The organism is Exiguobacterium sp. s57 (assembly GCF_018617685.1).
Lineage (GTDB): Bacteria > Bacillota > Bacilli > Exiguobacteriales > Exiguobacteriaceae > Exiguobacterium > Exiguobacterium marinum.
On the sequence record NZ_JACSKR010000003.1, the window covers coordinates 307,992 to 333,391 of the forward strand.

At 44.9% G+C, this 25,400-nt stretch carries 31 protein-coding genes; 23 read left to right on the forward strand and 8 right to left on the reverse strand.

Annotated elements, in window-relative coordinates; all coding sequences use genetic code 11:
- Window positions 1-7 precede the first annotated feature (7 nt).
- A complete protein-coding gene (locus KNO98_RS09980) occupies window positions 8-1,240 on the forward strand; it encodes a DUF2254 domain-containing protein (RefSeq protein ID WP_214700725.1) in 1,233 nt (410 codons plus the stop codon).
- A 38-nt stretch (window positions 1,241-1,278) separates the two neighbouring features.
- On the opposite strand, the gene KNO98_RS09985 is transcribed toward KNO98_RS09980, so the two are convergent.
- Window positions 1,279-2,004, reverse strand: a complete 726-nt coding sequence (locus KNO98_RS09985; RefSeq protein ID WP_214700726.1) for an SDR family NAD(P)-dependent oxidoreductase — start codon at window positions 2,002-2,004, stop codon at window positions 1,279-1,281.
- Window positions 2,005-2,087: 83 nt separating this feature from the next.
- On the opposite strand from KNO98_RS09985, the gene cls reads away from it, so the two are divergent.
- The 3 genes from cls to pepF are packed head-to-tail and all read left to right on the forward strand — an operon-like array spanning window position 2,088 to window position 6,497.
- Window positions 2,088-3,599 (forward strand): cardiolipin synthase, encoded by a 1,512-nt coding sequence (cls, locus tag KNO98_RS09990; protein WP_214700727.1) that lies wholly within the window; start codon window positions 2,088-2,090, stop codon window positions 3,597-3,599.
- Between the two features lie 16 nt (window positions 3,600-3,615).
- A complete protein-coding gene (locus KNO98_RS09995) occupies window positions 3,616-4,677 on the forward strand; it encodes a competence protein CoiA (RefSeq protein WP_214700728.1) in 1,062 nt (353 codons plus the stop codon).
- Between the two features lie 17 nt (window positions 4,678-4,694).
- Window positions 4,695-6,497 carry an oligoendopeptidase F gene (gene pepF, locus KNO98_RS10000; RefSeq protein ID WP_214700729.1) on the forward strand — a complete coding sequence of 601 codons (1,803 nt, stop codon included), beginning with the start codon at window positions 4,695-4,697 and terminating at the stop codon, window positions 6,495-6,497.
- A 205-nt stretch (window positions 6,498-6,702) separates the two neighbouring features.
- Here pepF and KNO98_RS10005 read toward each other — a convergent pair whose 3' ends face one another.
- Window positions 6,703-7,476, reverse strand: a complete 774-nt coding sequence (locus KNO98_RS10005) for a DsbA family protein (protein WP_026826401.1) — start codon at window positions 7,474-7,476, stop codon at window positions 6,703-6,705.
- Window positions 7,477-7,561: 85 nt separating this feature from the next.
- On the reverse strand, window positions 7,562-8,143 hold the full coding sequence (locus tag KNO98_RS10010) for a CYTH domain-containing protein (RefSeq protein WP_214700730.1): 582 nt from the start codon (window positions 8,141-8,143) through the stop codon (window positions 7,562-7,564).
- A 110-nt stretch (window positions 8,144-8,253) separates the two neighbouring features.
- Here KNO98_RS10010 and yjbM point away from each other — a divergent pair, with 110 nt between their 5' ends.
- The 3 genes from yjbM to KNO98_RS10025 are packed head-to-tail and all read left to right on the forward strand — an operon-like array spanning window position 8,254 to window position 10,574.
- Window positions 8,254-8,898 (forward strand): GTP diphosphokinase, encoded by a 645-nt coding sequence (yjbM, locus tag KNO98_RS10015; protein ID WP_026826399.1) that lies wholly within the window; start codon window positions 8,254-8,256, stop codon window positions 8,896-8,898.
- An 11-nt stretch (window positions 8,899-8,909) separates the two neighbouring features.
- Complete coding sequence (locus KNO98_RS10020) at window positions 8,910-9,707, forward strand: NAD kinase (RefSeq protein ID WP_026826398.1); 798 nt, start codon at window positions 8,910-8,912, stop codon at window positions 9,705-9,707.
- A 3-nt stretch (window positions 9,708-9,710) separates the two neighbouring features.
- Window positions 9,711-10,574, forward strand: coding sequence for an RluA family pseudouridine synthase (locus KNO98_RS10025; RefSeq protein ID WP_214700732.1), 864 nt, complete (start codon window positions 9,711-9,713; stop codon window positions 10,572-10,574).
- A gap of 36 nt (window positions 10,575-10,610) precedes the next feature.
- Here KNO98_RS10025 and KNO98_RS10030 read toward each other — a convergent pair whose 3' ends face one another.
- Entirely contained in the window at window positions 10,611-11,777 is a 1,167-nt protein-coding gene (locus tag KNO98_RS10030; RefSeq protein ID WP_214700734.1) for an FtsW/RodA/SpoVE family cell cycle protein, read from the reverse strand.
- Between the two features lie 149 nt (window positions 11,778-11,926).
- On the opposite strand from KNO98_RS10030, the gene fabI reads away from it, so the two are divergent.
- Both fabI and KNO98_RS10040 read left to right on the forward strand, forming a co-directional pair.
- Window positions 11,927-12,700 carry an enoyl-ACP reductase FabI gene (gene fabI, locus KNO98_RS10035; RefSeq protein WP_026826395.1) on the forward strand — a complete coding sequence of 258 codons (774 nt, stop codon included), beginning with the start codon at window positions 11,927-11,929 and terminating at the stop codon, window positions 12,698-12,700.
- Between the two features lie 83 nt (window positions 12,701-12,783).
- The gene (locus KNO98_RS10040) at window positions 12,784-12,972 is read left to right on the forward strand and encodes a hypothetical protein (RefSeq protein ID WP_015881231.1); all 189 of its coding nucleotides are present in this window, start codon (window positions 12,784-12,786) and stop codon (window positions 12,970-12,972) included.
- A 2-nt stretch (window positions 12,973-12,974) separates the two neighbouring features.
- Here the strand turns inward: KNO98_RS10040 and KNO98_RS10045 are convergent, their stop codons facing one another.
- Complete coding sequence (locus tag KNO98_RS10045; RefSeq protein WP_214700736.1) at window positions 12,975-13,484, reverse strand: YjcG family protein; 510 nt, start codon at window positions 13,482-13,484, stop codon at window positions 12,975-12,977.
- 176 nt (window positions 13,485-13,660) lie between these two features.
- Between KNO98_RS10045 and KNO98_RS10050 the strand changes: the two genes are divergently transcribed.
- The 4 genes from KNO98_RS10050 to KNO98_RS10065 are packed head-to-tail and all read left to right on the forward strand — an operon-like array spanning window position 13,661 to window position 15,510.
- Window positions 13,661-14,206 carry a phosphatidylglycerophosphatase A family protein gene (locus tag KNO98_RS10050; RefSeq protein ID WP_214700764.1) on the forward strand — a complete coding sequence of 182 codons (546 nt, stop codon included), beginning with the start codon at window positions 13,661-13,663 and terminating at the stop codon, window positions 14,204-14,206.
- Entirely contained in the window at window positions 14,206-14,793 is a 588-nt protein-coding gene (locus KNO98_RS10055; protein WP_214700738.1) for a phosphatase PAP2 family protein, read from the forward strand. Before KNO98_RS10050 ends, KNO98_RS10055 begins: the two co-directional genes overlap by 1 nt.
- Window positions 14,790-15,326 carry a hypothetical protein gene (locus KNO98_RS10060; protein ID WP_214700740.1) on the forward strand — a complete coding sequence of 179 codons (537 nt, stop codon included), beginning with the start codon at window positions 14,790-14,792 and terminating at the stop codon, window positions 15,324-15,326. Before KNO98_RS10055 ends, KNO98_RS10060 begins: the two co-directional genes overlap by 4 nt.
- Entirely contained in the window at window positions 15,319-15,510 is a 192-nt protein-coding gene (locus tag KNO98_RS10065) for a hypothetical protein (protein ID WP_214700742.1), read from the forward strand. Before KNO98_RS10060 ends, KNO98_RS10065 begins: the two co-directional genes overlap by 8 nt.
- Before the next feature lie 83 nt (window positions 15,511-15,593).
- Here KNO98_RS10065 and KNO98_RS10070 read toward each other — a convergent pair whose 3' ends face one another.
- Both KNO98_RS10070 and KNO98_RS10075 read right to left on the reverse strand, forming a co-directional pair.
- Window positions 15,594-15,881, reverse strand: coding sequence for a hypothetical protein (locus tag KNO98_RS10070; RefSeq protein WP_015881237.1), 288 nt, complete (start codon window positions 15,879-15,881; stop codon window positions 15,594-15,596).
- A gap of 273 nt (window positions 15,882-16,154) precedes the next feature.
- Complete coding sequence (locus KNO98_RS10075) at window positions 16,155-16,886, reverse strand: hypothetical protein (RefSeq protein WP_214700743.1); 732 nt, start codon at window positions 16,884-16,886, stop codon at window positions 16,155-16,157.
- Between the two features lie 149 nt (window positions 16,887-17,035).
- Between KNO98_RS10075 and KNO98_RS10080 the strand changes: the two genes are divergently transcribed.
- The 8 genes from KNO98_RS10080 to nadE all read left to right on the forward strand — a co-directional run bounded on the left by KNO98_RS10080 (window position 17,036) and on the right by nadE (window position 22,617).
- Window positions 17,036-17,611: a GNAT family N-acetyltransferase gene (locus KNO98_RS10080; protein ID WP_026826388.1), complete on the forward strand. Its 576-nt coding sequence runs from the start codon at window positions 17,036-17,038 to the stop codon at window positions 17,609-17,611.
- Window positions 17,608-18,327: an alpha/beta fold hydrolase gene (locus KNO98_RS10085; RefSeq protein WP_214700744.1), complete on the forward strand. Its 720-nt coding sequence runs from the start codon at window positions 17,608-17,610 to the stop codon at window positions 18,325-18,327. Before KNO98_RS10080 ends, KNO98_RS10085 begins: the two co-directional genes overlap by 4 nt.
- Complete coding sequence (locus tag KNO98_RS10090; RefSeq protein WP_214700745.1) at window positions 18,314-18,874, forward strand: NADPH-dependent FMN reductase; 561 nt, start codon at window positions 18,314-18,316, stop codon at window positions 18,872-18,874. The genes KNO98_RS10085 and KNO98_RS10090 overlap by 14 nt, the downstream gene beginning before the upstream one ends.
- A gap of 68 nt (window positions 18,875-18,942) precedes the next feature.
- Window positions 18,943-19,182 (forward strand): hypothetical protein, encoded by a 240-nt coding sequence (locus KNO98_RS10095; protein ID WP_026826385.1) that lies wholly within the window; start codon window positions 18,943-18,945, stop codon window positions 19,180-19,182.
- Window positions 19,183-19,266: 84 nt separating this feature from the next.
- Window positions 19,267-20,358: a virulence factor gene (locus tag KNO98_RS10100; RefSeq protein ID WP_214700746.1), complete on the forward strand. Its 1,092-nt coding sequence runs from the start codon at window positions 19,267-19,269 to the stop codon at window positions 20,356-20,358.
- 246 nt (window positions 20,359-20,604) lie between these two features.
- Complete coding sequence (locus KNO98_RS10105) at window positions 20,605-20,799, forward strand: hypothetical protein (RefSeq protein WP_015881244.1); 195 nt, start codon at window positions 20,605-20,607, stop codon at window positions 20,797-20,799.
- A 99-nt stretch (window positions 20,800-20,898) separates the two neighbouring features.
- Window positions 20,899-21,687: a BsuPI-related putative proteinase inhibitor gene (locus KNO98_RS10110; RefSeq protein WP_214700747.1), complete on the forward strand. Its 789-nt coding sequence runs from the start codon at window positions 20,899-20,901 to the stop codon at window positions 21,685-21,687.
- A 114-nt stretch (window positions 21,688-21,801) separates the two neighbouring features.
- Complete coding sequence (gene nadE / locus KNO98_RS10115; RefSeq protein ID WP_214700749.1) at window positions 21,802-22,617, forward strand: ammonia-dependent NAD(+) synthetase; 816 nt, start codon at window positions 21,802-21,804, stop codon at window positions 22,615-22,617.
- Between the two features lie 44 nt (window positions 22,618-22,661).
- Here the strand turns inward: nadE and KNO98_RS10120 are convergent, their stop codons facing one another.
- Entirely contained in the window at window positions 22,662-23,048 is a 387-nt protein-coding gene (locus KNO98_RS10120; protein WP_214700750.1) for a disulfide bond formation protein B, read from the reverse strand.
- Between the two features lie 108 nt (window positions 23,049-23,156).
- Between KNO98_RS10120 and KNO98_RS10125 the strand changes: the two genes are divergently transcribed.
- Both KNO98_RS10125 and KNO98_RS10130 read left to right on the forward strand, forming a co-directional pair.
- The gene (locus KNO98_RS10125) at window positions 23,157-24,035 is read left to right on the forward strand and encodes a transcriptional regulator CcpC (RefSeq protein WP_214700751.1); all 879 of its coding nucleotides are present in this window, start codon (window positions 23,157-23,159) and stop codon (window positions 24,033-24,035) included.
- On the forward strand, window positions 24,032-25,153 hold the full coding sequence (locus KNO98_RS10130; protein WP_214700752.1) for an N-acetyldiaminopimelate deacetylase: 1,122 nt from the start codon (window positions 24,032-24,034) through the stop codon (window positions 25,151-25,153). Before KNO98_RS10125 ends, KNO98_RS10130 begins: the two co-directional genes overlap by 4 nt.
- Window positions 25,154-25,400: the final 247 nt, after the last annotated feature.

Genomic DNA, 25,400 nt, shown 5'->3' on the forward strand with positions numbered 1-25,400 from the left:
TGTTGGTATGGTGAGACGAATACGTTTATTACTCAATGAAAGTGCTTGGTTTGTTCCCTTCTTATACGGAGCGGGCGGAATTTTACTAACGATTTTGACTCAACTGTTTAGTGAATTCTTTCGAGATTTACTCCCGAATTTCATATATTTAGATTTGGACTCAGCTGCATCTGTTTTATCTTCGACGTTTACGAGCCTTATGACGATGATGACATTCAGCTTTTCCACCATTTTAGTGGTTTTGACGACCTATTCGTCTCAATTTTCTCCACGGACAGTAAATAACTTCTTAACGAATACTGCGGCTAAGCATACGCTCGGCCTTTTCATCATGACCACAATTTACGGGATTTCGAACTTATTCCTCGTTCGCACTGCGGATGAAGGTGTTGTGCTGTCATCTGGAATTAGTGTGATCTTGGTGATTGGATCAATTTGGGCTTTCGTAAAATTCATTCAAACAGTCAGTGTCTCGATTCAGGCGGAGCGTCTCTTATCAACATTACATAAAGAGGCTTTGTCGGTCATCAGTGAGCAAAAAGATGCAATCGAGTCGGAAGAGGTGAATCTCGTTCTGTCAAGATCAGTTCATTCATTCGAAGGGACTGCAGTCCGGGCACCACGAACGGGATACGTCCGTTTGTTTTTAAGAGAAAAGCAAGAAAATCATGAAACGGACTTTGAATCAGTTGTAGCCGTGGGAGATTTTGTTGCAAAAGGGGACCTCGTTGGATTTTGGAAGAGTGAAGAAAATCCAGATGTCGAGTTGTTTGAAATCGGAGAAGTTCGTTCTTCGATGCAAGACCCGTCTTTTGCAATTGAAAAATTGAGTGAGATTGCGTTACGCGGGATTTCGCCGGGGGTTAATGATCCGAATACGGCCATCCACGCGATCCATTACATCGGAGATATATTAAGGGAATTATGTGAACTGCCGGATGGTGATTTCCTCTATTCAAATGGGAAGTGCGATTGGCACGTGAAGCGTAAGACACTAGACACGATTTTATTTGAATCGTTGTCACCGATGCAAACATACGCAAATCAAGATATTTTCGTGATGGGTTCTGTATTTGAAGCGATTCGAATGGCTCGTCTCGAAGCCCATGAAACATTGGATTCAACGTTTGATGGTATGGTTGATTACTTTGAAGACGTAATTAATTGGGATCATTTTCATTCAAAAGAGCAACACTATTTGCGGAATAAGATGAACCGTGCGAAAAAGCTGACAGCATGAACAGAGACCACCTTTTCAAAAGAAGAGGTGGTCTTTGTTCAAGAGAGGGTATAACCGCCGTCGACGGTAAGGGCTTGTCCATTTATATAAGTCGAAGCGTCAGTCAATAAAAATTCGACAACAGGAGCAACTTCTTCAGGTAAGGCTGCATGTCCTCGGAAATGATGGCTCATGGCATCTTTGAATTTCGCCTCACCTCCATACAGTTTGTGGCTTAGCGGCGTATCAACAGGACCGAAACAGACAGCATTGAATCGTACTTTTCCTTTCATTCGGTGTGCAAACGTTTTGGTCAAGGCGACGACGGCCGCTTTTGAAGCAGCATAATGTGCGAGCATCGGTGGAAATTTGACGTGACCAACGATGGCGGCATTGTTAACAACGCTGGCACCTTGTTCAAATAACGGGATTGCGCGTTGTGTGACCGTGTTAAGTGCATATAGGTTGACGTCGAATACTTCGTTATAGGCATCATGCGTGAGACGTTCTGGCGTACCGGGTCTGCCAAAAGTCGCCGCGTTGTTGAACAAGCCGTTTAACGTCACGTCTTGCTCTTTCAAATGTCTGAAGAGATGGTCGATGTCTTCTGCAGACTGAAGGTCACAACGAATGAAGGTGGCCCGTCCGTCCGAATCAGATTCAAGGGAAGCCCCCCTTGTTTCATCACGACCAATCCCGATCACACGATGTCCATTCGTTGTTAACTGCAATGCGACGGCGCGTCCAATTCCGCTAGTCGCACCTGTTATTAGAAAAGTCCCCATAGTTTGTTCGCTCCCCTCAAAAATTTAGCGTTACGATGTATAATTAATGATAATACATGACAGAAACGAGGTCAGGTTATAATATGTTGCGACGCATACAAGTACTCTTTTCCCTTATTTTGCTCGCGGGACTCATTGCGATATTATCGTATTACTGGAGCTCACAAGTGATTGGACTCTTCTCGATTCTTGTCTTTTTAACAACGTTCAGCATTTTGCTAGTGATTCTGCTCGAAAATCGAAATCCGCAACGAACATTGATTTGGGCGATTGTCATGATTGGCTTTCCTGTCATTGGACTGTTCGCGTACTTTGTGTTCGGTCAGAACTATCGACGAAAGCGAATGTTTACAGAAAAAGCGATGCTCGACGAAGAAACTTACTTAGCTTATCGCCAAAAGGCGATGACGTTATCCCCATCACTCATGTTCGCACACGATGATTACGAAAAATTGATGCATCTCACTTCTTCGTTAAATCAGCTTCCGGTCTCCTCGAATACGTACACACAAATCTTGACGAATGGTCGTGAAAAATTCTCGAAACTGTTACCTGCTCTGAAAGGGGCGACAAGACACATCCATCTCGAATATTACATTTTTCGGGATGATCGTATTTCTCGGGAAATTCAGCGGATCCTCATCGAGAAAGCGAAAGAGGGGATCGAAGTCCGATTTTTATATGATGCGGTCGGCTCGATTCATACGAGTGGCACCTTTTTTGAAGAAATGAAACAGGCTGGCGTTCAAGTACAGGCGTTTTTCCCAGTCGTACTTCCACTCGTCTCGAGCAAGACCAACTATCGTAACCATAGAAAAATTGTAGTAATCGATGGGACCGAGGCATTCACTGGAGGCTTGAACGTTGGGGATGAGTACTTGGGTGAACATTCTAAATTTGGATTTTGGCGAGACACGCATCTGTACGTCAGAGGAGAAGGAGTGTCTGAATTACAGCTGATTTTCCTACAAGACTGGTATTACATGACCGGTGAGCGTCTTTTCACTCCGTTTTATTTAGAGCCACTTGAAACGGTTCGAAGTGCGAGTGGAGGCGTCCAAATTGTGGCGAGTGGACCAGATGAACCATATGAAACGATGAAATCGATTTATTTTTCGCTGATTAATGCCGCGAAAAAGTCTGTTTATATCTCTTCACCCTATTTAATTCCCGATGAAGATATTATGAGTGCATTGAAGACGGCATCTTTGTCAGGGATTGATGTAAGGATTGTGCTGCCGAGTTATCCCGACCATAAGATTGTATTTTATGCGAGCCGCTCCTATTATGAAGAGCTACTACTAGCTGGGGTGAAAATCTATTTATATGAGGAGGGCTTCATGCATTCAAAAGTTATCGTCGTTGATGACGGACTAGCTACGATTGGAACGGCAAATATGGATTTTCGTAGCTTCCACTTAAACTTTGAAGTGAATGCCCTCTTGTATAACACGAATTCAGTCAACCAACTGAAACAAGACTTATATCATGATTTTGAAGGGTCTCACGAGTTAGTGTTAGAAGAGTTTGTAAAACGCTCATTCTTTATCAAACTCGTGGAGTCATTGGCTAGAATGTTTTCACCACTACTATAAAAAGGGGGGGAGCAAGATGCGATTTGCAATCGGTCGGGAAGGGGACATTGTTGATTCTTTTACCCTAAATCGAATGCAGGCGGAGCAGCTTGCTCCTTTTCGATGTCCAACTTGTCAAGAAGTGCTCATCCTGAAACAGGGCGTGAAGCGGCGCCTCCATTTTGCTCATATCCATACGTGTGGAAGCGCAGAATCGGTTCCACACCATCAAGACAAATGGGCGGTGAGTCAGTGGTTACAAGAAAGAGGGTATCCTGTCGACCAAGAAGTAACGATTGGAGCGCGACGTGCGGACATTTTAACTAACATCGATGGAAAGTCGACGGTTATTGAGATTCAGGCATCTTCATTACGCCCGGAAGAATATGTCGAGCGGACGAGCGACTATGAGAAAGCAAATCTTGATGTCATTTGGCTCGCAAGTGGTCTCGACTTGAGGATGAACCAATCTTTCCAACCGTGGATGCGTTTTGAACTCTCGAGACGTCATATGTTGATGACGGTGAATAACGGTTCTATAGTTCGTTTCAATGGGTTTCCGATTTCGATCAAGTATGGAATAGGCAATTGGGAAGCCTCTTCTTCAGCGAAGACGTCGCCGTTTGAAGCATACTATCGGTTCAACGCGATGGAATGGACGGAAATGATTCGTCGGAAGCGAATGGCTCCGCCCTATCCTTCCTCACAGAATCGCCGATTGATCTTCAATCGTCTCTATCCACTCGGTTTATTGCCGGCACTTTTACCGACAGGCTGTTATCTTCCGCTCACATCGCTATGGGGAATACGTGTACATCCGGTAGATTTTCAGACCGTCCTTTATTTAAATCGGTACGAGTCACCAAATGATTCGATAGAATGGAGTATTGAAAAGACGTGTCGTCAGTTTGGAGTAACACCGACAAGCGACTTTTCCGAGTCATTTCATGTACAATGGAAACAACTCTTGAATGCATGTCGTCTATCTTGTGATGTCAGGTCATGGTCGTTGCCGGTTACATATGAAGAGGCGAGACATCACGATACACGTTTGTTTCAAGGATTTCAACGATTGATGTTACAGTCGACCAATCGATAAGAAAAGGGAGTGGACGTATGTCAGAGGTATTAACAAGACAGCAAGTTCCAGTGGAAGAAACATGGAACTTAGAGACCATCTACAACGACGATCAAGCTTGGGAAGCAGACTTTCAAGCGCTGAAAGAACAAGTACCAGCTTTAATTGGATTTAAAGGCCGCCTTGGAGAATCGGCAGAGGTTCTACACGAGGCATTACAGCTTCGAGATGAACTATCTCGTAAGTTACATAAGCTGTACACATACGCACACATGCGTTATGACGAAGATACGGCAAATAGCCATTACCAAGCATTGAATGACCGTGCAGGCTCACTCGCGTCTCAAATTTCGGCTCAGCTCGCGTTTATGACGCCTGAACTTCTATCGATTGATGAAGCTCAGATTGAAGCCTACATGGATCAACACGATTCACTTCGTGTATATCGTCATGCATTCGATGAACTAGCGCAAGAACGTCCTCATGTGTTGACGGAAGCGGAAGAAGCGATTCTCGCTCAAGCAGGGGACGTACTCGGACAATCGAGTTCGACGTTCGGTATGCTCAACAACGCGGATTTAAAATTCCCGAAAGTGAAGAATGAAAACGGGGAAGAGGTCGAGTTGACACACGGCCGTTACATTACGTTCCTCGAGTCGGCTGACAGAACCGTCCGTGAGGGCGCATTTAAAGCGATGTACGGGACGTATGAGCAATACTTGAATACGTTTGCTTCTACGTTGTCAGGAAGCGTGAAGAAGGATAACTTCTATGCGACTGTCCGCAAGTTTGAAAGTGCAAGACAATCAGCACTTCACAATAATACGATTCCGGAGTCTGTCTATGATGGTCTCGTTGAGGCAGTGAACGAACGTCTTGATTTGTTGCATCGTTACGTCGCGCTACGTAAACGTGCACTCGGCTTAGATGAGTTGCATATGTATGATTTATACACGCCGCTCGTCAAAGACGTAGAGATGAAAGTGTCATATGAAGAGGCAAAACAATTGATGGTCGACGGTTTAGCGCCGCTTGGTGAAGAGTACGTTCAAATTGTGAAAGACGGGCTCGACTCGCGTTGGGTAGATGTACGCGAAACACGAGGCAAACGCAGTGGCGCTTATTCGTCAGGCGCGTATGATACACAACCGTTCATCCTCATGAACTGGCAAGACAATGTCAACAATTTGTTCACGCTCGCACACGAGTTTGGACACTCTGTGCACAGTCATTACACGCGTATGTCACAGCCGTATCCATACGGTGACTACTCCATTTTTGTGGCGGAAGTTGCGTCAACGACAAATGAAGCCTTGTTGAATGATCATTTATTGAAGACGAGAACGGCAAAAGAAGAACGTCTCTATTTGTTGAACAATCAACTTGAAACGTTCCGTGGGACATTGTTCCGACAAACGATGTTTGCTGAATTCGAACATTTGATTCACAAGGCGGCACAAGAGGGTGTCTCGCTCACGCCAGAATATTTAAACGAGACGTATTTAGAGTTGAATAAACGTTATTTCGGAGACGGCATTGTCATCGATGAAGAGATTTCATATGAATGGGCGCGTATCCCACACTTTTACTACAATTATTACGTCTATCAATACGCGACCGGTATTTCAGCATCAGCTGCATTGTCGCAACAGATCATGGAAGAAGGAGAGGCGGCCGTTCGTCGCTACATCGACAACTTCTTAAAGGCGGGTTCTAGCGACTATCCAATTGAAGTATTAAAAGCGGCGGGTGTAGATATGACAACGAAAGAGCCGGTACTCAAAGCGCTCAATCAGTTCGAAACGGTTCTCGATGAAATGGAATCATTATTGTTCTCGTGAACAATATGTGACAATATACACAAAGAGGTTGTCAGATGAAGTTGGGCTAGGTATATTATAAGTGTGAAATCAATCACAAACCCCTTTATTGACCGTAAACTTTCTCCCATCTTGTAGGCCTTCCCCGGGCCTCAAGGTTCGACGTTTCTTGTCCCCGCTTGAAACGTCAAAAACCCCACGGCTCCCCGGCCGTGGGGTTCTTTTTTTATTTCGTTTGAGCCCATGCTTCCCCGCTACATCCCGGTACAGGACGACAACGTTGCTGCAAAGATAGCTTTTTCAGTTCGCGTTCAATCACAGTTTTCTCCATGTCTAGAATGTATGAAAGTTCGGTAATCGTCGATGCATCATAACGAGCCAATACTTTGGCTACGTCCCAATCGGTTGAACGGCTAGGGGCATAGCCTAACAACTCTGTCATGACCGATTGATACACATCGTACGGATACACGCCTTCAATCTTCAATGCCTCATCACGAGTCACAAAAGTGAGTGCGGGCAATGACTCAATCTCCCAATCTTTCAACACTTGATGGTCGACCGCTAACGCATTCAAGAGCTGGTTCGATTGAAGATCGGCTTCGAGTTCACTTAAATCAAGACCATACTCTTCGAAAGATCGTGCGAGTTCCCATAGATCGATGGGGTCGGGTTGTTTACTGGAAAATAAATCATTCACATGCAAATGACGCAAGAAACGCATTGCATGACGCTTTCCTTGTAATTCTAGCGCTTTGATCATGGTGAGAAGGCGAACCTCTTCCTGACATCCGCCAACACAGCTAGGAACAGTAGAGACCATGCGGAAACGAATGACATGTCCGTATTCAATCTCTAACTTTTTGATTAATGTCATCACATGAAAGTTTTCAGGGCTCGAAATGTCCATGAAATAGAATAGCTCCAATGGTTTATAAGTTACTTGAATGGGAGTTTCTTCCAGTGAACAAGATGACCCATTACAATGATCACGTTCCATTTGTGTCGCCTCCTCTCGTCAATAAATCTTTTAACTTTGTAAGCTTATTGTAGCAACGAAAAAAAAAGGTTGGCAATGTATCTGCTCAACCTTCAAGAGGATTCATTTTTAACTCCATGAATCGAACGATTTTATTTTTGGCGGGACGGTAAGGAAGTCCGTGTTCTGCTAAGAGTCGTTCAAAGGCACGGCGACCGGCTTCTTCGTTCGTTACTTCAAATTCTATTTCGTAGTCTGTTGTCTCCAAATAATGGCTTTCATCTAGGACGAGTAGTCCATCTTTCATTTGATGTTCTGCCCGGTGCGTTTCGAGACGACCGAGGTGTTCGAGTGGGGCGCTCAACTGAAATGGTGCAAGTGCTTGTTTCATTTGGTCATCGTGAATAATGCCGTATTTAAATAAATCTTCAGCCTCTGCCTTTGTGATGGTTGCGTGTGTTTCAAGCAATCCGACATCATTCGGCTGTTTTAGTGTCAATACTTGACCTTGTTTCTTCTCGCGAATGCGGAGTGCTGCACCCTTTTCTTTTAACTGGAACGATGGTGTGTCAAAATAGTCATTCGCTTGCCAGCGAACTTGATCCTCTAACTTGTAGGTTTGAAGTAGCGTCTCGTATTCTTTTTTCGTCAACATTGATTTAAATTCAATTTCCACTTCTTGGGTCATGAATCATCGCTCCATTCTATGAACAATTGTTCGTTTATGATACCATACAAACGGATACATACGGAAAGGACACGTTTTTTTCCGGAAAAGAACGAAAGTGGTGACAGCGTATGCAATCAATAAACTGGGATCAGTTTTTAGTACCGTACCAAATCGCGGTAGACGAGTTGAAAGTAAAATTAAAAGCAGTTCGTAAGCAATTTAAGTCTCAAAATGACCATTCTCCGATAGAGTTTGTCACTGGTCGAGTGAAACCGATCGGGAGCATACTTGAAAAAGCGAAACGAAAAAATATCGCTAAACACGAATTGGCGACAGATATGCAAGACATTGCTGGATTACGAATTATGTGCCAATTTGTCGATGATATCGTTCACGTCTTGGATTTGCTTCATCGTCGAACAGATTTTAAAATAGTGGAGGAACGGAATTACATTACTCACCAAAAAGATTCTGGTTATCGATCGTATCATGTCATCATCGAATACCCGGTTCAAACGATTCATGGAGAAATCCCGACGCTAGTCGAAGTACAAATCCGCACGCTTGCGATGAACTTTTGGGCTACGATTGAGCATTCATTAAACTATAAATACGATGACGATATGCCTTTAGAAGTACAAGAGCGTTTGAGACGTGCGGCCGAGGCGGCATTTCTTCTCGATGCAGAAATGAGTCAACTCCGCGTCGAAATTCAAGACGCCCAGCAAGTGTTTCGGGATAAAGAGATGAACGTGAAAACGGATGAGGACTAGGGGGAATTGATATGCAGTTTGCGATTGTTTCGAGAGGGGATACGCGATCAGCGGAGATTGCCCAGGAACTGACTGGTAAACTTCAAGCTGCCGGGCATACGCGATCTGAGGAGCCGCGAATCGTGGTATCGGTCGGGGGAGATGGCACGATGTTGCAGGCGTTCCATAAATACATTGACCGACTCGATGAAACGCTTCTCGTCGGCATTCATACTGGACATTTAGGCTTTTATGCCGATTGGCAACCGGATGAATTGGACGAACTGACGGAAATGATTACGAGTGAGTCGTTCGAGCCGGTCTCGTACCCACTATTAGAAGTTCTGATCGACTACGAGAACGGAAAGACCGATCGTCAATTAGCGATGAATGATTGTACGATTAAAAATTACAAGCGAACTCTCGTTTGTGATTTATCGATACGAGATGATTATTTTGAGACGTTTCGTGGAGATGGACTGTGTATCTCGACCCCATCCGGTTCGACTGCTTATAATAAAGCGCTCGGCGGGGCAATCGTTCATCCGTCAATCGAAGCAATTCAAGTGACGGAAATGGCCTCGATTAACAACTTGGTTTATCGAACAATCGGGGCGCCGCTTCTTTTACCGAAACATCATCAAGTGAAAATCAAGCCGCATACAAAAACCGAATTCGAATTGGCGTTTGACCATCAAGAAGCTTTGTCTTGGTCTGACGTCGTCTCGATTCGATGTGCGGTTGCAAAAGAAAAAGTGACGTTCGCTCGATTTCGGCCTTTCCCGTTTTGGCGCCGGGTGCGCGAATCGTTCATTGAGGAAGGAAAGTAACGGATGCAAGGATTTACAATTCGTCGCGTTGTGGAAAAAGAAAGCCCACTTCGCGATTTTTTAATGCAAGATATGGGCATTTCCCGAAAAATGCTCACGCTCGTGAAGTATGAAGGGAAGATTGAAGTAAACGGAGTAGCTCGAACCGTGCGTCATAATCTCGAACAGGGTGATGAAGTGGAGGTCACGTTCCCAGAAGAATCTCCTTCAACAGAAATGGTCGCTTCAAACCGATTCCTTCGTATTTTATACGAAGATGACGCTTTGTTAGCGGTTGACAAACCTGCAGGAATCGCGACGATTCCATCAAGATTACACCCGACCGATACGCTCGCGAACGCAGTACTCGGATATTATAAGCAAATCGGTCTTCCTTCTGCGATTCATGTCGTCAACCGACTCGACCGCGATACGAGCGGGGTGGTTTTATTTGCGAAGTTTGGTTTTGTTCATCATCGATTCAGCGAACTTCAAAAGGCGAATAAATTGATGCGCTCGTACATGGCACTCGTCGAAGAAGAAGTGTTGCCCCAAACAATTGATGCGCCGATTGGGCGTGCTGAGGGCTCAATCATGGAACGGGTCGTGACAGAAGATGGGCAACGTGCCGTCACACATGTTCTCGCTTGCCAGAAATTCGGAAGTGACTTTTTATTGACCATACGTCTTGAGACAGGACGAACCCACCAGATTCGCGTTCATTTGCGCCATATTGGACATCCTCTCCTTGGGGACTCTATGTATGGTGGAGTCAATCGAATGGACCGTCATGCCCTTCACAGCGCGTCTGCACGATTTATTCATCCGTTAACAGGAGAAGAAATCTTTATCGAGGCGCCGATCCCAGAAGATTTTATCCGAACGTGAACAAAGCCCTCAAGTTCAATTCCTTGAGGGCTTTTGTCAATCGTCATCAAACATATATGTTTTTGATTTGGATGCCACGTTCATCACGAGACCGATTGCAATCATGTTCATGATGATTCCCGTTCCCCCGTAACTGACGAATGGAAGTGTGAGACCCGTGATTGGCAAAACACCGATCGTCATCCCGATGTTTTGGAAAACCTGGAATGTGAACATAGCGATAACGCCGGTGACGATGTAACTTCCAAAAGCGCTACTTGACTCTAATGCAATATGAATCATGCGATAGAGGAACAGGAAAAAGACGATGATAACGAGCGCTGCACCAATGAAACCATAATGTTCGGCGATCACTGCGAAAATAAAGTCTGTCTGTGATTCCGGCAAATAGACGAGACCTTGTCCGTATCCTGTCCCGAACATTTGTCCGGACCCGATTGCTTGTAACGACTTAATTAACTGGAATGCTAAATCGTCTGAATACTCGTATGGATAAATCCATGCTTGAAATCGGTTGAGGGCATGGCCCGGTACGAACGCTTGCAACAACTCAAAATGGGAGAAGAACAAATACATAAATGTTCCGATTGTCAGAGCGGCCGCACTGAAGAGACCGAGCAACCACTTCCAGCCAATTCCCGAGACGATAATGACGGCGCCGAGCATCGTTATTAAGACGAGCCCTGTTCCCAAATCGGGTTGCGTTACGATCAGTCCGAGTGGAGGGAGGGCGACTAAAATCAGTTTGACCAAGAGCCACGTATCGAGTTGAGATGAGCCATATCGTTTGTTGTGTTCATACACAATCGTCGACATCGAAATTAGTAGGAACAATTTCATGAACTCGGCAGGCTGGAAACTGAAACCTGGAACGTTATACCACCCATACGCCCCATTAATATTTGGAACGAGCGTTGTATCTCGGAGAGGGATTAACCCTACGAGAAGGAGCAGGCCGAATGCGTACAAATACCAATGGATTTTCCGTAGTTGTTCATATTCAATCGTCATGATGGCAAACATCGCAAAAAAGCCAATAACGTAACGAATGCCTTGCTCGAGAGCGAAGTTGATATGCTGAAGGCGTGTCGGCAAGATCGGCTGTGCCGTATAGATTGCACCGAGGCTGATGATCATTAACAGGAAGACGATGGTCAACAGCGTCGTGTCTAAACTTTTAAAATATGATTGAATGCGGTTCATAATGGAGTCGAGTCACCCTTTCTATACGTATTTTATCTTACCGCAACTTAAAAAAATCGCAATACGAAACGAGCCGGTTGACAAAAGAGAAACCTTTCTGTAATCTGATAACAGATATTATCACCAGGTACTAAAAAGGGGAGTTTATGATGTCAATTTTTCCAACGTTAACAGATAAAACTTATGTCGTCATGGGGATTGCCAACAAGCGCTCGATCGCCTGGGCCATCGCCAAAACGCTTGATGAAGCGGGAGCGAAGCTCGTATTGACTTATGCAGCAGAACGATTCAAATCAGGATTAGAATCACTTGCGGGTGAGTTAAAGCAAGAAGCGATTTTACTTGAGTGCGATGTGACGAACGACGAAGCGATTGAAATGACGTTCCGCTCAATCCACGAAGAAGCAGGGGAGATTCAAGGAATCGCTCATTCGATCGCGTTTGCTGACAAAGAAGCGCTCCGCGGTGAGTTCTCTGAGATGACACGAGGTCAATTCGCGCAGGCGTTAGACATTTCAGCTTACAGTTTGACAGCCGTTGTGAAAGCAGCGAAACCATATTTCGCATCTGATGCTTCAGTGATCACGCTCACGTATCTCGGTGGAGAGCGTGTCGTCCCGAATTACAACTTGATGGGCGTTGCAAAAGCGGCACTTGACTCAAGTGTCAAATACTTGGCGAACGAGTATGGACCTCACGGGGTTCGTGTCAATGCAATTTCAGCAGGCCCGATTCGCACGTTGTCGGCTAAAGGGGTCGGTGATTTTAACAGTATCCTTTCTGAACTTGAACAGAAGGCACCGTTACGTCGAAACGTATCTGCAGATGAAGTGGCTTCGACAGGACTCTTTCTTCTTTCGGGAATGGGGAGCGGCGTTACCGGTGAAGTCATTCACGTGGATAGCGGGTACCATATTTTATAAGTTTGGGCAATGGCGCAGTGATGCGCCATTTTTGTATTACCATATGAAAGAATCGGGTAAGGACCTATGAAGGAGGTCAGATCATGGGTCCTTATCAAATTGATTTCACGGTCGTGCAATATGTCAATCGTCAAGTCCAGCCATCAGGTCGAGCGAGCATCGAACCGGTGACACGCATCAAACGTGTTCAACGTATCCGGCCTCGGCGGGAAGAATGGCTAGAAGAAGAGCAAGAAAAAAACCCCGGTCGCTATGTCGACCGGAGCATATAAGTTTAACCACGGAAACGGAACGTCTCATAGACGTTCCACGTTTCGTTTTCGAGTTCGTACATGACGGCCATCCGTGTGATGGTCTCTTCAAAATGAACTTGTTCCATACGCAACCGCTCGAGTACATCGAACAGTTCCGCATCGGTCAAATCTTGACCGATGGTGATATGCGGCAAAAATTCATATTTCGGCGGTTGATTGAGGAGACCTTCATGTAACCGCTGGTGAAGCGTGGATAGTTCACGTGTCGGGAGTACCTTCAAATACAATACATTGTTTGTTGGTGCGAAAGACCGGACACCATCGACTTTTAGATGAAGCGGTTTAGTCGAATCTGCGACTTGCTGTAAATATTCTAGTACTTTCGGCAACTCTTCTTCTGACACTTCTGTACGTGCTTTAATTGTCACATGAGGTGAAATTAACGCATATTTCGTGTCATAACGTTTTCGATAAGAGTTCGCAAAATCTTGCACTTGTTTTGATGGAAATAAGACTACCCCAATCTTCATTCCTCTTCCCCCTTTAATCGTTTACACTACATGTTTATGATGAACGATTTAATAAGCGAAGTCAAAGCAGGGTTCGTCTTTTTTTCGATTTTTCAGTATAATGGTTATATCATATAGAGAGATTATAACTCTCTGAACGAAGGGATGTGAAGCAGGATTCCGATCCTGCGCATACAATGAAACACGTACCACACTCACGAGACGTCCGAGACGCGGCTCGTGCTCGTCTATTCGAGCGCGGCGTCACGATTGAATCGATTGCGGAGATTGTCTATCAGATGCAAGCACCTTACTCACCGCATCTTTCATTAAAAGATTGCATGGATTCTGTCGAGGCGGTTCTCGACAAACGTGAATTACAACATGCAATTCTTGTCGGCTCAGAGCTTGATATGTTGGCAGAGAAAGGTCAGTTATCAGAACCACTCTTATCAATTATCGCATCTGATGAGGGATTATTTGGTGTGGATGAAACGATTGCGATTGGTGCCGTCAACACATATGGTTCGATTGCCGTGACCACATTCGGATACTTAGACAAGGCAAAAATAGGTATCATCAAGCAACTCGATACGAAGATGGACGATGGTCAAGTGCATACGTTCATGGATGACCTCGTCGGCGCGATTGCGGCAAACGCTTCAGGGCGTTTGGCACACCGGTTACGCGATATGGTCGATTTCGGAGAAGAAGAGATACGTGAACGAAAAGGGTTATATTGATGGCGTGGACACCGAAGAAGGTGATGATAGCCGGGACGGTCGCTTATGTGATCGTGTCGGTGTTTGTCGTTTTAGGGGCGGTCGATCCGATGAACACAATCGTATATGAATGGTTACAACCATTACCGAATCGTATATTTTCATACGTAACAGAATTAGGGAGTGCTCAAGTGATCGTTGGACTCTCGATTTTAGGATTGTTGTTTTGGTTATGGCGAGGGAATCGTGTCGAGGCATGGCGCCTAGCGCTCGTGGGAATCGGGACACTTCTGTTGACCCAAGTGTTAAAACTCATCTATGGAATTGACCGACCCCTCATCGATGCGTCTCTTGATGCGACGACGTACAGTTTTCCGAGCGGACACGCTTCCGGTTCGTTTGCGCTGTATGGATTGATGGCGTATGTACTGTATCAAAAGGGACAGTCGAAGGTCGCTATTGCAATACTCGTCTGTCTTGTGGTTGCAGTGTCACTAAGTCGGGTCATCTTAAATGTTCATTACTTTAGTGATGTGCTCGGTGGATGGTTCGTTGCACTGACCATGATTGCACTCTCTGAATGGTTCATAAGGAGGAAGACAGTTTGATCATCGTCGTAGATGTAGAGAAGTGGCTGTTTGTTCACAAAAAAGAAGCGGATGAAGCATCAATTCCTACGATTTTAGTGGAAAAAGATATTGAGGGGGCAACTTGGTTTACTTCGATGAGAATTTTGTTCCAATTGAAAAAATGGACGAGTCAACGCCAGTTTATCCCGCTTTTATCTTATAACGAAGGGACGTATCGTTCGTATGAAGTGTTTCATGTCGATGCCGTCCCACCGATGACGTTACTCGATGGAGGGCGGACGTTACTTGTGAACAACCAACGTGACGAGACTTACGATCTCGCCTTGCAGAAAAGTGGGCATGAATCGGAAGAATCCGTCTTGTCGTTCGCGTTTCACTATATTGAACAGGCGACAGGCGAAGATGTCGTGTTTGCGGGAAATGGCACGATTGACGTATCTCGAGTCGTTCCAAACGAATTATGGGATGCGACTAACCGACTCGATTCCGGCCGTCGCCTTTTTGAGTGGATGAGCGAAGAAGACTCACGTAAGGAGAATGGACATGACTGATTGGGAGACAACGTTTCAGCAATTGTTAGAGGGACAAGTAGAGGAAGTGAAAGTGCCGAAAGAAGACTTCTTATTTGTTCGAACTATGTTAATTGAGAAAGGTTGGCTTTTCGAAGTTGTAGGGGAAGCCAAGCATGGGGGAATAACCATCTATCGGAAAAACTCGATCACGCCGACTTCATAATATAAAGAGAAACGAAGGAAAGTTCTGATTTAAGATAAAGAAACAAGGTCTTTCTCCCACACGGAGACAAGACCTTGTTTTGTTTAAGCGTTTGAAGCTAATTTGATTTTTTGTCGTTTCATCTTGTGTAGTAACCATGCATAAAGGACTTCACAAGAGTTGTGAGGAAGGGTCAGCTCCACAAGCGGGTGAGCATGACCAAATATAGTGAAGCGCGAATGGTCCTCGTCGAGCAGAGAGACTTGAATGTCGGTCGCATCCTGTAGTGAAATGCGTTGTTCCCCTGCATGAGCATCTTTTAATTTCAGCATTTTTCCATTCGTCGCAAACTTGGTGAACGAAGAGACTCCTTGTACTTTCAGTTGTTCCATTTCGTGTATCTATCCATCCGCGTGATGAATAGATTTTCACCTCGCTTTCTCTATATTGCCTTCCATTCCTCCAGAAGGTTATTCCTAGTATAACGCCTCATTCAGAAAAGAAAAGTGTTAATTTAACAAAAAATTAAGACAATTTGTTATCAATTTTTAAGGATAGCGTTCAAGCCCGGTTATGAAGGGAAATTGCTTGAAATAATCAGTCTGAAAATAACAAAAAAGAACCTCTTGTCCAGAGGTTCAGATACGTTAGTTACATGTGTGACCTTATAACCGTTCGATTTGCCAAGTACGACGGCGATACATCAACTGTCCTTTAAGTGCGATGGACTCTTTCTTGGCGTCGAAGTCTTCTTCGAGGACGGACATGTCCTCATAACGGCCAGCCACATAGAAAGAAATAACAATTTGTCGATTGAATAAACTTCGTTTTGTATGATCGAAGTCGATGATTAGCCCTTGAGGTGCCAAGTCGAGCAATTCATCAATTACAGGAAGTGGGATCGGGACAAAACTAATGTTGCGAATGTCTCGGTCGAGTTTACTTTGCAACATGTTTTGAACAAATCGATTGATGGTCGACCAGTCTCGAATGTAGAGGCTACTGTGCCGATCGTTCGCTTCGTTGAAAAAAGCAATCTCATTATCGAGCGAATCCAAAAACGGTTTTTTAATCCCACGTTCCATATGACTTAAAAACAGGATCTCTGCAATCTCATGATCAGACAACGTTTCAAGCGTGTTGTAATCTGGAAAGTCGATTGCTGTGAATGTCGTTTGGTTATTCAAATACTTTGACGAGAACGAAGAAAGCTCATGCGCTTCGATATAGCGAAAACGTGACCGTGATGATTGCCTCATCCCTTTAATATCGGTTCGACAAATGATCATCGGTCTCCTTACGGAAAAAGCCTCTGTTACATCGGCCAATGTTACACCATGAAGCGTGAATCGTTGGACGTCTCGGTCTAGTTTCAAATAAAAGAGTTGTTTTGACATATGGTATCCCCTCAGTTTGACATACTACATTCATAGTAGCAAAAACACTTGGTTTCTGCCATCTTGAGACGATTACTGAGGATTGAGTTCGATACATTTGGGAAAAGATAAGTATAATTGAGGAAATGAATAGGAAAGGCGGGTTCCATATGTGGGGATTGAAACGTAGTTTTCCTGAGCTCGCTACGCCACGGTTTATCCTTCGGGAGCTTGAACCGCGTGATGCAAGAGCGCTTTATACCATCTTATCCACGGAAGAAGTGATGCGATATTATGGGTCGGACCCGTTGCTTGCCGTCTATGAAGCGAAGAATGTGATCGCTTATTTTAAAGATCAATTTCAGCAAGGGAAAGCCATCCGCTGGGCGATTTGCGATCGATTTACGAACGATTTGGTCGGAACGATTGGATTTCACAATTGGACCGCCCAATACTATCGTGCTGAGATTGGATTTGAGGTCTCTCATCATTATTGGAGACAAGGTGTGGCGTTTGAAGCGGCTACGGCTGTCATCCAGCATGGGTTTGAAGAATTCAAGTTCCACCGGATTTCCGCATTGGTCGCACCAGGTAATGAAGGGTCAAATCGACTTGTACAAAAACTCGGGTTTATCGAGGAAGGATTATTGAAAGATTATGCGTACAGTCATGGTCGTTTTATGGATTTGACGATGTATCGATTACTCAAAACAGAATGGGAAGAAAAGGAGCATTCAATCTTATGAAAGCAATTGTCTTGTTACATGGATTATGTGGTTCGCCACAGTACTTTGAACAGTTAGAACCTTTGCTAGATGCGGAAGTTCATGCATTCATATTACCGGGTCATGCAGGCACGGAAGTGGGACCGGAAACGATGGATCAGTTCGCGGACTGGGTCATTGAAGAGATACGACTGCGTAATCTTGACAAACCACTCGTGTTCGGGCATTCATTCGGGGGGTATGTGACTACAAATCTCGTTCGTCGTTATGAGAGCGAGTTGTCAGGGTTTGGACTGATTCATTCAACCGCTGCATCAGATTCAGAAGAGGCTAAAGAAAAACGTAATGCGGCGATCAATAAAGTCATCGAAGAAGGGGTAAAGCCGTTTATTGATGGGATGATTCCGAGTGTCTTCTCGAATGATTCAGACCCTATGCTCGTCGAAAATGCGATTAAGATTGGATACCATATGTCGGTCGATGGAATTGTGAATGCGCAACGAGCGATTCGGGATCGTGAAGATGAAGTGAACACTGTCGAGGCAACTGAACTTACGGGATTATTCATTTATGGAGAGAAAGATCCGAACATGAATGAGGACCGGGCGTTTTTAGGTGCGAGTCGTCACACGACCGCCGTTGTCCCTTACAGTCATATGGGAATGATGGAAGCACCTCAGGAAGAGGCTGCGATTATTAATCAATGGCTACAGGAGGCTTCTCATGAAAAAGTATAAATTGATTGCGATTTCTGGCAGCCTTCGGAAACAATCATTCAATACGGCTCTTCTCCGCTCAATCATCGGACTTGCTCGAGACGATTTTGACATTGAAGTCGTCTCAATCGAGCTCCCATTATTTAATGATGATTTGATTGACCCAGATGAACCGGAAGTAGTGGCAACTTTGAAACAAGCCGTTCGGGAAGCGGATGGATTACTGATCGTCACTCCGGAATATAATCACAGTATCCCAGGTGTCTTGAAGAACGCGATTGACTGGCTCTCGCTCGAACCGGGTACCCCACTTCGGGATAAACCGGTCATGATTGCCGGAGCGTCTCCAGGTATGCTCGGAACGGCCAGATGCCAAATTCATCTTCGACAAGTATTTGCCACAAATCGAGCAAATGTTTTACCAGGAAATGAAATCTTTATAACGCATTGTAAAGACAAAATCGGGGAATCAGGACTTCACGATGAAAAATCCATTCGACAAATTAAAAAAACGTTATTTGAGTATTATAAATGGATTGAATTTTGGAAGCGTAGCGCAAAAAAATAACTTGAAGTCGTTCTTGTTGTTTGATAGAAAGGAATTGTGAAAACAAACACAAGAGGAGCGACACCAAAATGGAAACTTACATCGAACTGTACAATGGCGGCGAATTAGGTGATCGGGCGGTAATGAACGATGGAATGACGTTTGGACGTATGACGATTGTAGAGTTGTTCTATCAATCCAATCATATTTTCGGTTATGTAAAAGAAGACGGAGAAAAACGTTTCTTCCTTGAACCGATTGCAGATGACGACACGTTTACTGTGGATGGTGATACGTATTCGCTCCAACAGTTCATCGCGCTGTTCTAAACATAAATAGACGAATGATTGACGCAAGCGACTCGCTTGCGTTTTTTTGTCATTTTCGTCACGATGAAGAGTGAGGTGATGAGAATGAAACTAGTAGCAATTGAACCAACACCAAGTCCAAATAACTTGAAAATTATCGTAGAACCTCCATTTGAAGGAAGAGGCACCACGTATGACAAAGCGAGTACCGATGCTCCGGTCATCATTCAGGAGATTGTCGCACTTCAAGGGGTGAAATCAGTCTATGCTGTATCTGATTTTATCGCTGTCGAACGTCATCCGAAACATGATTGGCACGACGTGATGAATGAGATTCGTCGAGTTTTTGGGGAACAAGTCGAGGAAGTCGAGACCGCCCAAATGGATACGGACTATGAACCGGTTCACGTTTCTGTTCAGTTTGTACTTGATGTTCCGATGCAATTAAAACTCGTCAAAGGGGACGAGGAAAAACGAATCGGACTGTCGAAACGATTCGTTGATGCAGCGATGGAAGTTCAAGCACAGGTGAAAAATGTTATCCAAGACCGTCGTTGGGTGGAACAAGCCCCACGTTATGGCCAACTGGATGAAGTCAGTGCCGTCGCTCAAGAAGAGTTGGAGGCTGCGTATCCAAAAGAACGTGTCGAACGCATTGTAGCTCGGGCATTCGGACGCGAGGCTGATTTTGAGACGAACGCGAATCATTTACAATCGGAGAACTGGAAAGATCGGATGGCATTCCTAGATGAACTCGAAATCCATCATGAAAATATGCCATATTTCCGTCGTGCACTAGAAGATTCAGTGATGGCCATCCGTCGACAGGCTGTTGTCATGATCGGGATGTTTGAAGAGCGACGTGAGGAATATGTCACATATATCGAACAAGCCTTAGTAGACGCTTCTCCTATTGTGAGGCGCACAGCTGGGGACACAGTCTCAGACTGGGCGTTACCTCAATCACAGCCATCGATGATTGAGGCGCTAAAAGATAAGAACAAACTTGTCCGTTGGCGTGCGGCTCGATTCTTGTTTGATTGTGGAGATGAACGTGCTGTCCAAGCCCTATCAATTGCCGAAGAAGACCGTGAATTTGAAGTTTCATTACAAGCAAGACTTGCGAAAGAGCGGATCACGAGCGGGGAAACGGCACTCGGAACGGTATGGCAACAAATTTCTAACCGCTCTAAATAACTTGTTTCGTTCGACAAGTGTTGAATCAATTTGATTTACAATTTAAGGTAAAGAGGAGCGTCTGCAGTGCGGATTGCTCCTTTTTTCATAAAATCATATGCACATTTCCCCAATTGCTTAACATTTGATGTAAGCGTTTCGACAATAGGTATAATGTCATTGGTTCACTGTCGAACGATAGGACATATATATCGGTTTAAGATTGGTACACTAGGTTTATCACAGATGAACAAAGGAGCCTTACTTATGATATTGTTTGCAGAAACGCCTGAACTTGTAGCTTATAAGGAAGTAGTAGGAGAAACGATGGTCGTCACGTTTGAATCGATGCACAGTGAGACGTTCTCTATCACGGCTCAAGTCCGGTCTGATCTCGATATCGCAGATTCATTGTTCATGACCGGCTGGCAGCAATACATGGAACAAACTAAAGTTTCGTAAAAAAGGTAAATAATATAAGGAAAATCATTACAAACGTCTGCACTTTGTATACACTAGTGCTATAGACGTTTTTTTATTTTGTTGAGGAGAGTGGGATCCATGAAGAAAACTTGGTTGCTCGCCGTAGTGACGGCAATCTTATTAGTCGTAGCAGGGTGTGGTAAAGAAGAGGCGAAACCGAGTCAAGTGAACAGTGATTCGTCTGAACCACCGGCTCCATTGACGCTCGACACGGAAGTGGCATACGATTCATCTGCAAATACACTGTCGGCAACAATCAAAATGACGAACCCAAATGAAGAAGCCGTGGACGTGACATTCAATACGTCACAGCGCTATCAGTTGATTATCAAGCAAGGTGACAAAATCGTATTTGATTATGGTAGCGAATTTATGTTCACGGAATCGATTATTGAAGAAAAGTGGGCAGCGGATGAACAAAAGATCTTCGATGAGGTCTTACTGTTAGATGAATTAGAGGCTGGTGAATATTCAGTCGAAGTGGTCGGGCTCGCTCAAGTCGACGGGGCTCCGGAAATTGCTGTAACGGATGAGACGACGTTCACAGTTGAACGATCTGCCTCAGAAAAACCTGAAGAAGATACTTCAGAACCATCTGCATCAGAACCTCAATCAGATGGTGCGTTCCGTGATGTACAAATTGATGTGAATGACACGATGATTCAAGTTAGTGGTTTCACGGACGAGGTAGAGTTCGAGTGGTCTGTATCAGATGGGCATAACCTGTATGCACAAGGAGCGGCTGAAGTCACAGGAGGCGGATTCTCGTTTGGCGTGTTGCTCGACGAAGCGCCAGCGGATGATCAACAATTGTTCTTAGAAATGACACCGATTGGTGGAGAAGTCACATCATTTAAAATTCAATAACTTTCTTGACGGAAACGATTGTTTCCGTCTTTCTTTTTTTTAGAGTGCTAGTTGACGGGGTATAAGGATTATCGGACAATAAAGCAAAATGAGAGAATAGTGGGAGGGTCATCCATGCAACAACATATCATTGAATCAACACATGTCAAACCGACCATCGATCCGAAAGAGGAGATTCGACAGCGGATTGACTTCTTGAAAACTTACGTGAGACGAGCTGGTGCGAAAGGACTCGTCCTAGGTATTTCAGGAGGACAAGACTCAAGTTTGGCCGGAAAACTATGTCAACTCGCGATGGAAGAGCTGCGATCGGAAGAGGATGGAGAATATACGTTTTACGCGATAAGATTACCATACGGTGAACAACATGATGAAGGTGATGCGCAACTTGCTCTTGAGTTTATACGCCCGGACAAAGCATTGACCATCAACATCAAACCTGCTGTCGATGCATCACTTGAGGCGTTCCGACAAGCGACTGATCTCGAATTGAGTGATTTCCATAAAGGAAACACGAAGGCGCGAGAACGAATGAAAGCTCAATATGACGTCGCTGCTACTTTCGGAGCCCTCGTCGTCGGTACCGACCATGCAGCAGAGTATGTGACAGGATTTTATACGAAACATGGCGACGGTGCATGTGACCTCACACCTTTGACTGGCTTGAACAAGCGTCAAGGAAAAGCACTTCTCCACGAATTGGAGGCCCACGAACGTATCATTTATAAAGTACCGACAGCAGACCTTGAAGATGGTCGTCCTGGACTTCCTGACGAAGTGGCGCTTGGTATGACGTATGATCAACTAGATGATTATTTAGAAGGGAAATCCATCGACCCGGAGATTGCCGGACGAATCGAGACGATTTTCAAACGTTCACGTCACAAGCATCATATGCCTGCCTCTTTGTACGACGAGTGGTGGCAATGAAAAAAGGAGAAGCTGTCGCGATGACAGCTTCTCCTTTATTTGTTTCACGCTTTCTTGAAAGGGGCGAACTGAATAATCAGAATGCATGTGAATGCGATGAAACTGAGTAAAGGAATTGTGACGAATCCAAAGTAGTTGACCCAGCGAATCAGGCAGTCGTTCGTACAGAAAGCCTCTCCATTAGGGATGCGTTCTAAAATCACGTGGTATAGGCTAATACACCATCCCGCTCCGGCCATGATTCCGACAAACAAGCGGTTGACATCACGAACGGTCAACATGGTGGTCAGATAGTAGATGGCCAGCGGATACATAAAAACACGCTGGAACCAGCATAATTTACACGGTAAAAAGAGCATAACTTCAGAATAATAAAGGCTGCCGAGTGTCGCGACAGCTGCGACGATAAAGGCGAAATGACGGCGTTGCATCAGAATTCCTCCTAATACTCAAAATATTGAATAAACATGATATGATACATTGAAACAAATACTTATTCAGTATACAATCTTTCAAACGATAGAGAAACAGGTGACGTGATGCAAGTTTCAGAAGTAGAAGTGTTAATTATTCTTGCAGAAGAATTGAATATGCGTAAAGCGGCAGAGCGATTGTTCGTCTCACAACCGGCTCTCAGTCAGCGGCTCGTGACAATCGAGCACCAATGGGGAAAGAAGATTTTTGTTCGTTCGACCCGAGGGCTCGCATTGACACCAGATGGCGAGAAAATCATCGAGTTTGCCAAAAAGATGTACAGTGAAGAACAGGAACTAAGAGGCGAGCTGACAGCAAGCCAAGGAGAAGTATACGGGACATTGAAAATCGCCGTCGCCTCTATCATGGGGCAATATTGGCTACCGAAAGTATTAAAGACGTTTGTGGAACGATATCCGTCCGTTCGAGTGAAGTTGGTCACAGGGTGGTCGAGTGAAATGATGCGTTATATGCTTGAAGAAAATTATCATATAGGGATTATACGAGGGAATCCGGACTGGCGGGGCGAGCGTATGAAGTTGTTCTCCGACTCCTTACACTTGGTCGATTTGAAGATGACCGAACTCTCCCAACTGAAAAATAACGAACGCTCGTTCATTCAGTTTAAGAGTGATTCGACTTATTACCAGGAAATATTAGAGTGGTGGCAAGAACGGTTTTCAAGTCCGCCATTGACGACGCTTGTCGTAGATCAGATTGAAACGTGTAAACAGATGGCGTTACATGGAATCGGCTTTGCAATTTTGCCGGAGTCGACCATCAAAGATGTCAATGAGATGAATAAGATCCCATTGACCTCATCAGCTGGGGTGCCGCTTGTTCGAGACACTTGGATGCTCTCGACAGAATCGATGTTAGAGTTGGCGCAAGTTCAAGCATTTTGGAATATTGTTGAAGAAGTAACGAAGGAGACTGAATCATGAATTGGGCAATCGAAGCGAGAAGACAACTACATTTAATTCCAGAGGTCGGGTATGAAGAGTTCAAAACACAAGCGACTCTTGAACAATTGATTCGTTCGCTCGATTCACCACGTGTTCAGATCACGCATTGGCGGACGGGGCTCTTTGTACGTGTAGATGGACTTGTCGGTGAAAAGACGATTGGATATCGGGCTGATATGGATGGGTTACCCATTACGGAAGAGACAGATTTAGAATTTGCATCGATTCATGAAGGGATGATGCATGCGTGCGGTCATGACGTCCATATGTCCATCGCGCTCGGATTGATTAAACGTGCCGTCGAAGTACCGTTTAATCATCATCTCGTCATCTTCTTCCAACCTGCTGAAGAAGGACCGGGGGGAGCGGAACCGATGGCGAAATCTGAGTTGTTCTATCACTTTCGTCCAGATGCGTTATTCGGCTTACATGTCGCTCCTGAATATCCGGTCGGGATGGTAGCTTCAAGACCCGGTGTGCTATTTGCAAGCGCGCGAGAGCTCCATATGACGATTCATGGTAAAGGAGGGCATGGCGCCTTTCCTCATGCTGGGATTGATGCTGTCATCGTTCAAGCTGCGCTCATCATGCAACTGCAAACAATCGTGTCACGGAACATCGACCCGATGGGAAGTGCGGTCGTCAGCATCGGAAAGGTCGCGGCCGGGAAGAAAGAGAATATCATTGCTGATACGGCTAAATTGGATGGGACGGTACGAGCATTGTCTGATAAAGAAATGGTCGTGCTCGAGAGTCGGATTCGTCAAGTCATCGCTGGGGTCGAGATGACGTATAACGTTCAAATTGATCTTGAATTCGGGAATCGCTACCATGAGGTCGTCAACGATGAGCGTTATCTCTATCAATTCGAAGAAGCGGTCGAAGAGGTGGGCTATTCGTATAAGACTTGCGTACCAGCCATGACGGGCGAAGATTTCGGATATATGCTGAAGCAAGTCCCGGGCTTCATGGTTTGGTTAGGGGTAAACGACATGGGGTCGGGTCTCCATCAATCGACACTCAATCCGGATGAACGTGCGATAGAAGTTGCCATTGATTTATTTGATCACTACTTCCGTACAGTCATGATTCAATAACTCGGAGCGGTCGCGTTTGTGACCGCTTTTAGTGTGTTCAAATAGGAGTGAAGCTTGGTGGAAAAGGGAAAAGTGAATGAATGTAAAGCGACGATTTTGTGGCGATTGCTCAAATGTGAACATTTTGCGAACTCAAGCATTAGGACATTACAGCGCAATACAAAATCATTATGATGAAAGTATCGAAGGGTATTCATCTGTGATTGTCGCTTCATACATGTTTCGAAGCGATAGAGAGAGATAGGAG

Coding starts and splice junctions, on each gene's coding strand:
- KNO98_RS10080 (WP_026826388.1), top strand. CDS start 17,036: ATGTGGGGATTGAAACGTAGTTTTCCTGAGCTCGCTACGCCACGGTTT.
- KNO98_RS10120 (WP_214700750.1), bottom strand. CDS start 23,048: ATGCAACGCCGTCATTTCGCCTTTATCGTCGCAGCTGTCGCGACACTC.
- KNO98_RS10125 (WP_214700751.1), top strand. CDS start 23,157: ATGCAAGTTTCAGAAGTAGAAGTGTTAATTATTCTTGCAGAAGAATTG.
- KNO98_RS10005 (WP_026826401.1), bottom strand. CDS start 7,476: ATGGAACGTGATCATTGTAATGGGTCATCTTGTTCACTGGAAGAAACT.
- KNO98_RS09995 (WP_214700728.1), top strand. CDS start 3,616: ATGCGATTTGCAATCGGTCGGGAAGGGGACATTGTTGATTCTTTTACC.
- cls (WP_214700727.1), top strand. CDS start 2,088: ATGTTGCGACGCATACAAGTACTCTTTTCCCTTATTTTGCTCGCGGGA.
- KNO98_RS10070 (WP_015881237.1), bottom strand. CDS start 15,881: ATGGAACAACTGAAAGTACAAGGAGTCTCTTCGTTCACCAAGTTTGCG.
- fabI (WP_026826395.1), top strand. CDS start 11,927: ATGTCAATTTTTCCAACGTTAACAGATAAAACTTATGTCGTCATGGGG.
- KNO98_RS10010 (WP_214700730.1), bottom strand. CDS start 8,143: ATGACCCAAGAAGTGGAAATTGAATTTAAATCAATGTTGACGAAAAAA.
- KNO98_RS10055 (WP_214700738.1), top strand. CDS start 14,206: ATGGCGTGGACACCGAAGAAGGTGATGATAGCCGGGACGGTCGCTTAT.
- KNO98_RS10025 (WP_214700732.1), top strand. CDS start 9,711: ATGCAAGGATTTACAATTCGTCGCGTTGTGGAAAAAGAAAGCCCACTT.
- KNO98_RS10105 (WP_015881244.1), top strand. CDS start 20,605: ATGATATTGTTTGCAGAAACGCCTGAACTTGTAGCTTATAAGGAAGTA.
- KNO98_RS09985 (WP_214700726.1), bottom strand. CDS start 2,004: ATGGGGACTTTTCTAATAACAGGTGCGACTAGCGGAATTGGACGCGCC.
- KNO98_RS09980 (WP_214700725.1), top strand. CDS start 8: ATGGTGAGACGAATACGTTTATTACTCAATGAAAGTGCTTGGTTTGTT.
- pepF (WP_214700729.1), top strand. CDS start 4,695: ATGTCAGAGGTATTAACAAGACAGCAAGTTCCAGTGGAAGAAACATGG.
- KNO98_RS10075 (WP_214700743.1), bottom strand. CDS start 16,886: ATGTCAAAACAACTCTTTTATTTGAAACTAGACCGAGACGTCCAACGA.
- KNO98_RS10090 (WP_214700745.1), top strand. CDS start 18,314: ATGAAAAAGTATAAATTGATTGCGATTTCTGGCAGCCTTCGGAAACAA.
- KNO98_RS10050 (WP_214700764.1), top strand. CDS start 13,661: ATGAAACACGTACCACACTCACGAGACGTCCGAGACGCGGCTCGTGCT.
- KNO98_RS10085 (WP_214700744.1), top strand. CDS start 17,608: ATGAAAGCAATTGTCTTGTTACATGGATTATGTGGTTCGCCACAGTAC.
- yjbM (WP_026826399.1), top strand. CDS start 8,254: ATGCAATCAATAAACTGGGATCAGTTTTTAGTACCGTACCAAATCGCG.
- KNO98_RS10045 (WP_214700736.1), bottom strand. CDS start 13,484: ATGAAGATTGGGGTAGTCTTATTTCCATCAAAACAAGTGCAAGATTTT.
- nadE (WP_214700749.1), top strand. CDS start 21,802: ATGCAACAACATATCATTGAATCAACACATGTCAAACCGACCATCGAT.
- KNO98_RS10040 (WP_015881231.1), top strand. CDS start 12,784: ATGGGTCCTTATCAAATTGATTTCACGGTCGTGCAATATGTCAATCGT.
- KNO98_RS10130 (WP_214700752.1), top strand. CDS start 24,032: ATGAATTGGGCAATCGAAGCGAGAAGACAACTACATTTAATTCCAGAG.
- KNO98_RS10065 (WP_214700742.1), top strand. CDS start 15,319: ATGACTGATTGGGAGACAACGTTTCAGCAATTGTTAGAGGGACAAGTA.
- KNO98_RS10110 (WP_214700747.1), top strand. CDS start 20,899: ATGAAGAAAACTTGGTTGCTCGCCGTAGTGACGGCAATCTTATTAGTC.
- KNO98_RS10020 (WP_026826398.1), top strand. CDS start 8,910: ATGCAGTTTGCGATTGTTTCGAGAGGGGATACGCGATCAGCGGAGATT.
- KNO98_RS10095 (WP_026826385.1), top strand. CDS start 18,943: ATGGAAACTTACATCGAACTGTACAATGGCGGCGAATTAGGTGATCGG.
- KNO98_RS10030 (WP_214700734.1), bottom strand. CDS start 11,777: ATGAACCGCATTCAATCATATTTTAAAAGTTTAGACACGACGCTGTTG.
- KNO98_RS10100 (WP_214700746.1), top strand. CDS start 19,267: ATGAAACTAGTAGCAATTGAACCAACACCAAGTCCAAATAACTTGAAA.